Origin of the sequence: Streptomyces sp. NPDC127068, from assembly GCF_042724695.1 — a bacterium.
GTDB lineage: Bacteria > Actinomycetota > Actinomycetes > Streptomycetales > Streptomycetaceae > Streptomyces.
Window position 1 is genome coordinate 145,429 of sequence record NZ_JBHXEN010000002.1, and the last position, 13,576, is coordinate 159,004.

General features: G+C 75.4%; 1 protein-coding gene. It reads left to right on the top strand.

Annotated features, from left to right (window positions below):
* The first annotated feature begins 19 nt into the window (after positions 1 to 19).
* Complete coding sequence (locus ACFWIA_RS01910; protein ID WP_386999487.1) at positions 20 to 13,576, top strand: type I polyketide synthase; 13,557 nt, start codon at positions 20 to 22, stop codon at positions 13,574 to 13,576.

The window sequence follows — 13,576 nt, forward strand, 5'->3', positions numbered from 1 at the left end:
TGGTTCGTCGGATGAGTTGGTGGGGGCGTTGCGTGATGCGGTGAAGGAGTCGGCGCGTTTGCGTCGGGTGAATCGGGAGTTGGTGGCGGCGGCGCGGGAGCCGGTGGCGATTGTGGGGATGGCGTGTCGTTTGCCGGGGGGTGTGTCTTCGCCTGAGGGTTTGTGGGATTTGGTGGTGTCGGGTGGGGATGGGGTTTCTGGGTTTCCGGTGGATCGGGGTTGGGATTTGGGGTCGTTGTTTGATTCTGATCCGGATGGTGTGGGGACGTCGTATGTGCGTGAGGGTGGGTTTTTGCATGGTGCGGCGGAGTTTGATGCGGAGTTCTTTGGTATTTCGCCGCGTGAGGCGTTGGCGATGGATCCGCAGCAGCGGTTGATGTTGGAGGTGGCGTGGGAGGCGGTGGAGCGTGCGGGTATCGATCCGCACGCGTTGCGGGGATCACGCACCGGCGTCTACGCGGGCACCATGTTCCACGACCAGGGCCCCGAACACCCCGGTGGCCTCGCCGGGATCGACGGTCAGCGCCTCGTCGGCGGCGCCGCCAGCGTGCTGTCCGGCCGGGTCGCGTTCACCCTCGGTCTTGAGGGTCCCGCGGTCACCCTGGACACCGCCTGTTCCTCGTCGTTGGTCGCCTTGCACCTCGCCGCCCAGGCCCTGCGCAAGGGCGAGTGCAGCCTCGCGCTCGCCGGTGGCGTCACGGTGATGTCCAACCCCGTCTCGTTCGTGGGCTTCAGCCGTCAGCGCGGACTGGCCCCCGACGGCCGCTGCAAGGCGTACGCCTCGGGAGCCGACGGCACCGGCTGGTCGGAGGGCATCGGCCTGCTGGTGGTGGAGAAGCTGTCGGACGCGCTGGCGAACGGGCATCCGGTGCTGGCCGTGGTACGGGGTTCGGCGGTGAATCAGGACGGTGCGTCGAACGGTTTGACGGCGCCGAACGGTCCGGCGCAGCAGCGGGTGATCCGGGCGGCGTTGGCGGACGCGGGGCTGTCGGCGGCTGATGTGGACGTGGTGGAGGGGCACGGTACGGGGACGAAGTTGGGTGACCCGATCGAGGCGCAGGCCCTGTTGGCGACGTACGGGCAGGACCGTCCCGAGGGCCGGCCGTTGTGGCTGGGGTCGGTGAAGTCCAACCTCGGTCACACCCAGGGCGCTGCGGGGGCGGCGAGCATCATCAAGCTCGTCGAGGCGATGCGGCACGGCACGGTGCCGAAGACCTTGCACGTGGACGAGCCCTCGTCGTTCGTGGACTGGGACTCCGGAGCGGTGGCGCTGGCGACCGAACCGGTCGACTGGCCGCGCGGCGAACGCCCCCGGCGGGCCGGCATCTCGTCGTTCGGGATCAGCGGCACCAATGCCCACGTCATCATCGAGGAACCCGCGGCCGAAGCACCCGTCGAGCAGCCCCCGGCACAGGACGGGCCGCTGCCCCTGCTGCTGTCCGCGCACACCCCGCAGGCCCTGCGCGACCAAGCCCGTCAACTGCTGCCGCTGCTGCGCGACGGGTCGGCCGCCCACGGTGACCTCGCCCGTGCCCTGGTCACCACCCGCGCCGCGCTGGAACACCGTGCCGTCGTCACCGGTACCGGCGAGGAACTGGAGGCCGCCCTCGCCGGGTTCGCCACCGGCACCGAAGGACCGGACACCGCCGAAGGCGTCGCCCGCACCGGTCCGGCCGTCTTCGTCTTCCCCGGCCAGGGCTCCCAGTGGGTGGGCATGGCTCGCGAACTGCTCGCGGAATCACCGGTGTTCGCGGAGCGGATGGCCGAGTGCGAAGCGGCACTGGCACCGTTCGTGGACTGGTCGTTGGCGGAGCTGGTGCGCCGGGGCGACGACTGGGACCGCGTCGACGTGGTGCAACCCGCCCTGTTCTCGGTGATGGTGTCCCTGGCCGCGGTGTGGCGCTCCTGCGGCGTCGAGCCCGCCGCGGTGGTCGGCCACTCCCAGGGGGAGATCGCCGCCGCGGTCGTCGCGGGCGGCCTGTCCCTCCAGGACGGCGCGCAGGTGGTCGCGCTGCGCAGCCGGGCGCTGCGGGCGCTCGCCGGCGAGGGCGGCATGGCCTCGGTCGCCCTGCCGGCGGACCGGGTCGAAGAACTCCTCGGCGACCGGTCGGGACGGCTGTCCGTGGCGGCCGTCAACGGCCCGGGAACGACCGTGGTGGCCGGCGACCGGGAAGCCCTGGACGCGTTCGTGGCGGACCTCGTCGCCGACGGCGTCCGCACCCGGACGGTGCCGGTGGACTACGCTTCGCACTCGGTGCACGTGGAGCGCATCCGGACCGAACTCCTGGACCTGCTGGCCCGGATCACCCCCCGCAGCGGTGCGGTGCCGTTCTTCTCCACGGTGCACGGGGCGTTCACCGACACCGCGGGACTCGACGCCGACTACTGGTACCGCAACCTGCGCGGCACCGTCGCCTTCGCCCCGGCCGTCCGCGCCCTCGCCGAAGCCGGGCACACCGCGTTCATCGAGATCAGCCCGCATCCCGTGCTCACCACGAGCACCGAGGACACCGTACGGGCCGCGGACATCGAGGCCACCGTCCTCGGCACCCTGCGCCGCGACGACGGCGGTATGCGCCGGATGCTGCACGCCCTCGGCGAGGCATGGGCCCACGGCCTGCCCGTCGACCGGACGGCCCTGACCGCCGGACCCGCAACGCGCCATGTCGCCCTGCCGACCTACCCGTTCCAACGCCGCCGCTACTGGCCCGAGCCCGCCGAGCTCCCCGAACCCGCCGCGGACGGCCTGTGGCGCGAACTGGAGACCCGCCCGCTCCCCGAACTCGCCGAACTGCTCGACGTCGACGCCGATGTGCTCGGCCGGGTGCTGCCGGCACTGGCGTCCTGGCGCAGCGACCGCTCCGCGACCTGGCGCCACGAGATCGCCTGGGCGCCGCTGACCCCGGAGGCGAAGGCACCGGCGGCCGGCGCCTGGCTGCTGGTGACGACCGAAGGCACCCCGGACGCGCTCGCCGGGCCGCTGACCGCGGTGGGCCTCGACCTGATCCGCGTCCACGTCACCGATCCCGGCCACGACCGCGCGGCCCTCGCCGACCTGCTGCGCCAGGCGGTGGGGGAGCGTGCCGTCGCCGGAGTGATCTCGCTGCTGGCCGAAGAGCGGCGCGACCACCCCGCGCACCCCGGCCTGCCCGCAGCCCTGCCCCTGACGCTCGCCCTCGTCCAGGCCCTCGGCGACGCCGCGATCACCGCGCCGCTGTGGTGCGTCACCCGCGAGGCCGCCACGGTCGGGTACGGCGAGCAGCCCGGCCCGACCGTCCACGCCGCCGTCGCCGGACTCTGCCGCACCGTCGCGCTGGAGCACCCCGACCGCTGGGGCGGCCTGCTCGACCTGCCCGCCGAGCTGGACGACCGGGCCGCCGCACGGGTCAGAACCGTGCTGGCCACGGTCCGCGACGAGGACCACGTCGCCGTCCGCCCCACCGGCACCTACGGGCGGCGGCTGCGGAGCGCACCGCCGGACCCCCGACGGGAGCAGTGGCCCACCACCGGCACGGCCTTGATCACCGGCGGCACCGGGGGTCTCGGCGCGCACCTCGCCCGTCGCCTCGCCGCCGAGGGCGTGCCCCATCTGCTGCTCGTCAGCCGCCGCGGCCCCGGCGCCCCCGGCGCCCCCGAACTGCGCGCGGAACTCACCGCCACCGGCGCCGCGGTCACCCTGGCCCGCTGCGACGTCAGCGACCCCGACCAGATCGCCGCCCTGCTCGCCACCGTCCCGGCCGAGCAGCCGCTCACCGCGGTGTTCCACGCGGCGGGCGTCCTCGACGACGGCACCGTCGACGCGCTGACCCCCGACCGCCTGGCCTCCGTGTACCGGGTCAAGCACACCGCCGCGCACGCCCTGCACGAGGCGACGCTCGGCCACGACCTCACCGCGTTCGTCCTCTTCTCCTCGCTCACCGGCACCATCGGCGCCGCCGGCCAGGCCAACTACGCCGCCGCCAACGCCGCGCTCGACGCACTCGCCGGGCGACGCCGCGCCGCGGGGCTGCCGGCGACCTCCGTCGCCTGGGGCGTCTGGGCCGGCGAGGGCATGGTGAACCGCCGCGACGCGGACCGCCTCGGTGACGTCGGGGTGCGCGCCATGGCTCCCGAAGCCGCGCTGCGCGCCCTGGGCCGGGTGCTGGCCGGCGCCCCCGCGGACGCCGTCGTCGCCGACGTGGACTGGCCGCGCTTCGCCGAGGTCGGCGGGGTGCGCAGCACCGCGCTGCTGAGCACGTTGCCCGGGGTCAACACCCCCGGTGACCCGGCGCAGGACACCACCTCCCTGCGGAGCCGGCTGGCCCCGCTGTCCCCGTCCGAACGGCTGAGGTCGCTCACCGTCCTGGTGAGCGACCTGGCCCGTCGGGTCCTGGGCCGCGCCCCGGACAGCGAGGTGCGGGAGACCCGTGCGTTCACCGAGCTGGGATTCGACTCGCTCAACGCCGTTCAGCTGCGCAACGGGATCGGCAAGGCCACCGGTCTGCGGCTGCCCACCACCCTGCTCTTCGACCACGCCACCCCGCAGGCGTTGGCCGCCCACCTCGTCACCCTGCTCGTCGACGCCGACCTCCCGACGGCGGAACCCGTAGCCCCGACGCCCCTGACGGCGTCCGCTGCCGCGGACGACCCGATCGCGATCGTCGGCATCGGCTGCCGCTTCCCCGGCGGCGCGCACGGGCCCGACGCCCTCTGGCGGCTGCTCAGCGAGGGCCGCGACGCGGTGACCGACTGGCCCGAGGACCGCGGCTGGGACACCGCCCGGCTCCACGACCCCGACCGGCAGCGCCCCGGGACGACGTACAGCCGCCGTGGTGGATTCCTCCGCGACGCCGCCGGATTCGACGCCGCGTTCTTCGGCATCTCCCCGCGCGAGGCCCTGGCCATGGACCCGCAACAGCGGCTGCTCCTGGAGACCACCTGGGAGGCGATCGAACACGCCGGCGTCGATCCCGCTTCGCTGCGCGGCAGTTCGGTCGGTGTGTTCGTCGGCACCAACGGCCAGGACTACACCGCCCGCCTCGCCGGGGTGACCGAGGAGACCGAAGGACACTTCCTGACCGGCAACACCGCCAGCGTGCTGTCCGGCCGCGTCTCCTACACCCTCGGCGTCGAGGGCCCCGCGATGACCGTCGACACCGCCTGCTCGGCCTCCCTGGTGAGCCTGCACCTCGCGGTCCAGTCGCTGCGCCGCGGCGAGTGCACACAGGCGCTCGCCGGCGGCGTCACCCTCATGAGCACCCCCACCCTGTTCGTGGAGTTCAGCCGACAGAACGGCCTCGCTCCCGACGGGCGTTGCAAGGCGTTCGGGGCGGGCGCCGACGGAACCGTCTGGGGCGAGGGCGCCGGTGTCCTGCTGCTGGAGCGACTCTCCGCAGCCCGTCGCCTGGGACACCGGGTACTCGCCCTGGTCGGCGGTACGGCCGTCAACCAGGACGGCGCCAGCAACGGGCTGACCGCCCCGAACGGAGCCGCCCAACAGCAGGTGATCCGCGCCGCGCTCGCCGATGCCGCGCTCACGCCCGCCGACATCGACGCCGTGGAGGCCCACGGCACCGGCACCAGCCTCGGCGACCCCATCGAAGCGCAGGCGCTCCAGGCCGTCTACGGCTCAGGGCGGCATCCCGAACACCCCCTGTGGTTCGGCTCGGTCAAGTCCAACATCGGGCACACCCAGGCCGCGGCGGGCGTCGCCGGGGTCATCAAGCTCGTCCTCGCGATGCGGCACGGCATGCTGCCCCGGACCCTGCACGCCGACGAGCCCTCGCCGCACGTGGACTGGTCCGCGGGCGGCACGCGGCTGTCGACCGGGGCACGGGAGTGGCCCGGGACCGGACGTCCGCGCCGGTCGGCGGTGTCCTCCTTCGGGATCAGCGGCACCAACGCCCACGTCGTCCTCCAGGAGGCCCCCGCCGCCCGCACCGAGCCGCCCGCCGACGAGGTGCTGCCGACGCCGCTGCTCCTGTCCGCCGCCACCGGGCCCGCCCTGGCGGCCCAGGCCGCCCGGCTCGACGCCCACGTACAGGAGCACCCGGCCACGGCCGCGGCGGACATGGCCCGCACCCTGGCCACCGGCCGCGCCGGACTCCGGCACCGGGCCGCGGTGCTACGGCCCGGCGACGAGCCGATGCGCAAGGCCCTCGCCGCGCTCGCCGCCGCCGGAACCGACGACCACCTGATCACCGGCACGGCCGCCGCCACGGGCGCGACCGCGTTCCTCTTCCCCGGCCAGGGCAGCCAGATCGCCGCAGCGGGCGCCGAACTCCACCGACACCACCCCGTGTTCGCCGACGCACTCGACGAGGTGCTCGCCCACTTCGCACCGCACGTCGACGTGCCGCTGCGGGACGTCATGTTCGCGACCGGGGACGGCCCGTACGCCGGGCTGCTGCACCGCACCCGCTACACCCAGCCCGCCCTGTTCGCCCTCGGAGTCGCCCTGCACCGGCTCCTCGCCCACCACGGGGTCCGGCCGGACCTGCTCATCGGCCACTCCGTCGGCGAGTTGACCGCCGCGCACCTCGCCGGGGTGCTCTCCCTCACCGACGCCTGCGCCCTGGTCGCGGCGCGCGGTCGGCTGATGGACGAACTGCCCGACGGCGGCGTCATGGTGGCGGTGGAGGCCGGCGAGGACGAGGTCCGCGCCCTGCTCACCGAGGACACCGTCTCCGTCGCGGCGGTCAACGGGCCCACCGCCGTGGTGCTCAGCGGCGAGGCCGAGGCGGTCGAGGCGGTCGCCGGGCAACTGCGCGGGCGGGGACGCCGCGTGCGGCGCCTGGACGTCAGCCACGCGTTCCACTCCACGCGGATGGCACCGATGCTGGACGCCTTCCGCAGGGTCGCGGCCTCCGTCACCTACGCCGCGCCCCGGCTGCCCGTCGTCAGCAACCTGACCGGTGAACTCGCCACCGGCGACGACCTGCGGACCGCCGACTACTGGGTGCGCCACGTCAGCGGCACCGTGCGGTTCCTCGACGGCGCCCGGAGTCTGCACGCCGCGGGCGCCGTCACCTTCGTCGAGGTGGGGCCGGGCCGGGTGCTCTCGACCCTGCTCGCCGGCGCACTGGCCGACGCCCCCGCGGCGGTGCCGCTGCTCGGCGCGCAGGACGCACCGGAGCCGCAGGCCGTCACCGCCGCGCTGGCCGCACTGTGGGTCCGCGGCGCACCCGTCGCCTGGCACCCCACCGGGCACCCCGTCGACCTGCCCACGTACCCGTTCGAGCACCAGCGGTTCTGGCCGCGCGAACTGCCGGCGAGCCCCGGCACCACCGCCGATCCCGCCGACGCCTGGCGCTACCGCATCACCTGGGAGCCCCTGACCGCCGCGCTGCGGCCCCGGCTCGGCGGACCGTGGCTGCTCGTCGTCCCCGCCGAGGGCGCCGACGCCCTCGCCGAGACCGCCCGGGAGGCGCTGACCGCGTACGGCGCCGAGGTCACCGTGTGGAGCAGCGGTTCCGCGCGGTCCGCGACGCTCACCGACCGCCTCGACGCACTCGGCGGGGCAGCGGCCGTGGCGGGCGTGCTGTCGCTGCTCGCCCTGGGCGACGATCCGCTCACCGCCACCCTGCGACTCGTCCAGGACACCGGCCGGGCCCGGATCACCGCCCCCCTGTGGTGTCTGACCTCGGGCGTCGCCCAGGACGGCCCGCCCGACCCGGAGCAGGCGCAGGTGTGGGGCTTCGGCCGGGTGGCGGCCCTGGAACTGCCCGAACGGTGGGGCGGGTTGGTCGACGTCCCGGGCACACCCCATGACGGTCTCGCCCGACAGCTCGCCGCCGCGCTGGCCGGCACCTTCGGCACCGAGGACCAGATCGCGCTGCGCCCCGACGGCGCCCACGGCCGCCGCCTGGTGCACGACGTCCCCACCCCGGAGCCGTCCCCGAGCCGGTGGGCCACCAAGGGCACCGTCCTGATCACCGGCGGCACCGGCGGCATCGGCGTGCACCTGGCCCGGGCCCTCGCCGCGGACGGCGCCGAACACCTCGTCCTCACCAGCCGCCGCGGGCCCGACGCCCCCGGCGCCGGGGACCTCGTCACGGAGCTCGGGCGGCTCGGAGCCCGCGTCACCGTCGAAGCGTGCGACGTCGCCGACCGGGCCGCGCTCGGCTCGTTGCTGGACCGGTTGCGCGCGGCCGACGACCTGCCGCGGGCCGTGTTCCACGCCGCCGGCACCGTCACCGCCACCCGCATCGAAGACTGCACCCCGCAGCAGTGGCACGACGAACTCGCCGCGAAGGCGGTCGGCGCCGCCCACCTGGACGCGCTGTTCGCCGACGAACCGCTCGACGCGTTCGTGCTGTTCTCGTCGATCGCCGGGGTCTGGGGCAGCGGCGGGCAGAGCGGCTACGCAGCCGCCAACGCCCACCTCGACGCGCTCGCCGCCCGGCGCCGCGCCCGCGCCCTGTCCGCCACCTCCGTCGCCTGGGGGCCCTGGGCGGGCACCGGCATGGCCGACGGCGACGCCGGAACCAGTCTGCGGGCCCACGGCCTGCGCGGACTGGAACCCGCCGCCGCCCTCGACGCGCTGCGCCGCACCGTCGACCGGGGCGACACCTGCGTGGTGCTCGCCGACGTCGCCTGGGAACGCTTCGCACCGCCGTTCACCGCGGCCCGCCCCAGCGCCCTGCTGCGCGGCATACCGGAGGCGGCCACCACCGAAGCCCCCGCCGCGAACGACACCACCACCGGGTGGCGGCGCCGCTTCGCCGCACTGCCGCGGACCGCGCGGCTCGACCTGCTGCACGCCACGGTGGTCGCCGAAGCCGCCCGCGCCCTCGGCCACGACAGCGGCCACACCCTCGACCCCGACCGGCCGCTGCGCGAACTCGGGTTCGACTCGCTGACCACGGTGGACCTGCGCAACCGGCTCGTCGCGGCCACCGGCCTGTCGCTGCCCGCCACCCTGGTCTTCGACCACCCCACCGCCGACGCCCTCGCCCGGTACCTGCACACCCTGCTCACCGGCGCGGACGAGACCCCCGACGCACCGGTCGCCCACCTCGGCGACAGCGCGGAGCCCCTGGCCGTCGTCGCCATGGCCTGCCGCTTCCCGGGCGGGGTCCGCTCACCCGACGACCTCTGGCGACTCGTCACCGACGGGACCGACGCGATCGCCCCGATGCCGGCCGACCGCGGCTGGGACCTCGCCGCGCTCTACGACCCCGACCCCGAGCACCCCGGCACCTTCTCCACCACCGGCGGCGGGTTCCTCGACACGGCCGGCGACTTCGACGCGGAGTTCTTCGGCATCTCCCCGCGCGAGGCCCTGGCCATGGACCCGCAGCACCGGTTGCTGTTGGAGGCCGCCTGGGAAGCACTCGAAGGCGCCGGGATCGACCCGACCCGGGTGAAGGGCACCGCGGGCGGCGTGTTCGTCGGCGTCGCCGGACAGGGCTACGGCTCCGGCCCCGCAGGCACCGACGTCGAGGGACACCTGCTCACCGGCAACGTCTCCAGCGTCGCCTCCGGACGGATCGCCTACCACCTCGGGATCGAAGGACCCGCCGTCACCCTGGACACCGCCTGCTCCTCCTCGCTGGTCGCCCTGCACCTCGCCGGACAGGCGCTGCGCAGCGGGGAGTGCTCCTTCGCCCTGGTCGGCGGCGCCGCCGTGATGGCAGGACCCGACGTCTTCGTCGAGTTCAGCCGGCAGCGGGGCTTGTCCCCCGACGGCCGCTGCCGCGCCTTCGGCGACACCGCCGACGGCACCGGCTGGGGCGAGGGCGTCGGCATGCTCGTCGTCGAGCGACTGTCCGAAGCCCGCCGCCACGGACACCCGGTGCTCGCCGTGGTCCGCGGCTCGGCCGTCAACCAGGACGGCGCGTCGAACGGCCTGACCGCGCCCAACGGCCCGGCGCAGCAACGGGTGATCCGGCAGGCGCTGGCCAACGCGGGCGTCGAGGCCGCCGAAGTGGACCTGGTCGAGGCGCACGGAACGGGCACCGTCCTGGGCGATCCGATCGAGGCCCAGGCCCTGTTGGTGACGTACGGACAGGACCGTCCGCAGGGCCGACCGCTGCGGCTCGGCTCGTTGAAGTCCAACATCGGGCACACCCAGGCCGCGGCCGGTGTCGCCGGCATCATCAAGACCGTCCAGGCCCTGCGGCACGGCGTGCTGCCCCGCACCCTGCACGCGGACGAGCCCAGCAGCCGCGTCGACTGGTCCGCCGGCGAGGTCGTCCTCCTCGCCGAGGCCCTGCCCTGGACCACCGAGGGCCGACCGCGACGCGCCGGAGTCTCCGCCTTCGGCATGAGCGGCACCAACGCCCACGTCATCCTCGAAGAGGCAGCGCCGGCCGAGACGTCCACGACCACCGGGGCACCGCCCGCGGGCGCCGTGCCGTGGGTGCTGTCGGCGCGCACCGCACCCGCGCTACGGGCCCAGGCCGCCCGGCTGCGCACCCATCTGGCGCTGCACCCCGAACTCACGGCCGGTGTCGTGGCCCGGGACCTGGCCCGCACCCGGACGGCGTTCCCCGTCCGCGCCGCCCTGGTGGGCACCACGGACGACGCGCTCCGGGCGGCGCTCACCGCCGTCGCCGACGGGCAACTGGCCGCCGGAGTCACCCGCGGCAGCGCCTCACCCAGCCGCACCGTCTTCGTCTTCCCCGGCCAGGGCTCGCAATGGCCCGAGATGGCCGCCGACCTGCTGGACACCGCACCGGAGTTCGCCGCGCGCATCGCCGACTGCGAACGGGCCCTAGCCCCGCACGTGGACTGGTCGCTGACCGACGTCCTGCGCACCGCGCCGGGCGCCGCCTCGCTGGACCGGGTCGACGTCGTACAACCGGCCCTGTTCGCCGTGATGGTGGCGCTCGCCGCACAGTGGCGCGCCCTCGGCGTGGAACCCGACGCCGTCATCGGCCACAGCCAGGGCGAGATCGCCGCGGCCTGCGTCGCCGGAGCCCTGTCCCTCGACGACGCTGCGGCGACCGTCGCCCTGCGCAGCCGGGCGCTGCGCACCCTGCACGGCACCGGCTCCATGCTGTCGCTGGCCGCACCCCGGGACCGCGTCGAGGACCTGCTCGCCCCGTACGGCGACCGGGTCTGCGTGGCCGCGGTCAACGGCCCGGCGGCGGTGACCGTCGCCGGCGACCCCGAGTCGCTGACGGCCCTGGCGGACGCCGCCGCACGCGAAGACGTGCGGACCCGACGGCTCCCCGTCGACTACGCGTCCCACTCGCCCCACGTGGCCGCCGTGCGCGAAGAACTGCTGGCCGAACTCGCCGACCTGCGGCCCCGGCCCGCGGAGGTACCCCTCCACTCGACGGTCACCGGCGAGTACGTCGACGGCGAGACGCTCGACGCCGCCTACTGGTACCGCAACCTGCGCGAGACGGTCGAGTTCGCCCGCAGCACCGCACGACTGCTGGACGACGGCTTCACCCGCTTCATCGAGGTGAGCCCGCACCCCGTGCTCACCGCGGGCATCGACGGGTGTGCCGAGGAACAGGGCCGCCCGGTGACCGCCCTCGGCACGCTGCGCCGCGACGACGGCGGCTGGCCCCGGCTGCTGACGGCCCTCGGCGACGCCTGGACCGACGGCGCCGCCGTGTCCTGGGAGCGGGTGCCCACCGTCGCCGCCCCCGGAACGGCCGTGCCGCTGCCGACCTACGCCTTCCAACACGAACGCCACTGGCTGCCCACACCGGGCCGGCGCGATCCGGCGGCGTCGACCGACGGCCCCGGGCTCGCCTACCGCACCCGCTGGCAGCCGGCCCCGGAGACCACCGGAGCACCGCTCGACGGGAACTGGCTGCTCCTCGTCCCCGAAGGACTGCCCCGGGACCACCCGGCGGTCGCGGCCTGCGAACGGGCGCTGCTGCTCGGTGGCGCGCAGCCCACCGTCCTCGACTGGACGGACCGTGCCGGAGCCGAACTCCTCGCCGGCGCGGGGCAGCCGACCGGGATCGTGTCGCTGGTCGCCCTGGGCGGGGACACCACCGGTACGGAGCCCACCACGGCTCCCGCCGCACTGGTGTCCACCGTGGAACTGGTGCGCGCACTGGACTCCGTCGGCAGCACCGCACCGCTGTGGTGCGTCACCACCTCGGCGGTGACCGTCGGCGGCGAACCGCCGTCCCACCCCGACCAAGCCGGTCTGTGGGGCCTCGGTCAAGTCCTGCTGCTGGAACAGGAGGCCCGCTTCGGCGGCCTGCTCGACCTGCCCGCCGCACCCGGCGACGACCTCGCCGAACGGATCGCGTCGCTGCTCGCCGGCGGACACGACGAGGACCAGATCGCCCTCCGGGACGGGCGCCGGTTCGTCCGCCGCCTGGTGCGCGCCGACCAGCCGGTGGCCCCGGCACCACGGACCTGGACACCCGCGGGCCGCCCCGCACTGGTGACGGGCGGGCTCACCCCCCTCACCGCAGGGCTCGCCCGGTGGCTGGCCGGCGGCGGCGCCACCCGCGTGCTGCTCACGGACGCCACCGGCAGCGACGACACCGAGGTCGGGGAGCTGCGCCGGGAACTGGCCGACCTGGGGGCGCACCTCACCGTCACCGACCGCGCCGCCACCGACCCCGCCGTGCTCGACGCCCTGGACGGGCAGGCCCCCGGGACCCTCGTGCACCTGGTCGCCGCGGGGGAGCCGGGCACCGCCCTGGCCACGCTGACCGCGAACGAACTCGACGCCGCCGTCCGCACCACGGTGGCCCCGGTCCACCACCTGGACTCGCTGGCCGCCCCGGACGCCACCCTGGTGGTCCTCACCCCGCTGCACGCGGTGTGGGGCGCGGCCCGCCGGGGCGCGGCCTCCGCCGCCCTCACCACCCTCGACGCCCTCGCCGGGCAGCGCCGCGCCCGCGGGCTGCCCACCCTCGTGGTCGCCGTCGGCGGACAGGAACCGGGGGCCGCCGCCGCCGACCGGCCGCTCGCCCCGGACACCGTCACCGCGCGGCTCCAGCACCTGTTGGACCACGAGGCGACCGGCGAGGTGATCGCGGACGTCGACCTGACCCGCATCATCGCCTCCATCCCCAGCACCCGGGCCCTCGGCCTGATGCGGGAACTACCGGAGATCGCCCGGGCCCTGCGCGAGACCCCGGCCGACGACGGCGCCCCCGCCGCCGAACTGGCCGCCCGGCTCGCCCCGCTCGACGAGCCGGCGCGGCGCCGGGAACTGCTGGACCTGGTCCTCGGTCACGCCGCCGCGGTCCTCGGACACAGCGACCGCAAGGCCGTGCGCCCCGACCGGGCCTTCTCGGACAGCGGCTTCGACTCGATGTTCGCCGTCCAGTTCCGCAACCAACTGCGGACCAGCACCGGCGTCCCGCTCAGCGCCACGGTCGTCTTCGACCACCCCACCCCCGAGGCGCTGGTGGACGTCCTGTACGACGAGCTGTTCTCCGGGACGGCCGCGAGCGCCCAGGCACTGGCCGAGCTCCAGCGGCTGGAAGCCCTCCTCGAAGGGCTCGACCCGGACCTGCCGGGCGGCCGGGAGATCGGCGTGCGCCTGACGAACCTCGTCCGCCGCTTCACCGCACCGAGCGATCCCGCCGACGACGGCGACCGGATCGACGGCGCCACCGCGGACGAGCTCTTCGACCTTCTCGACAACAACTACGGCATGGCCTGA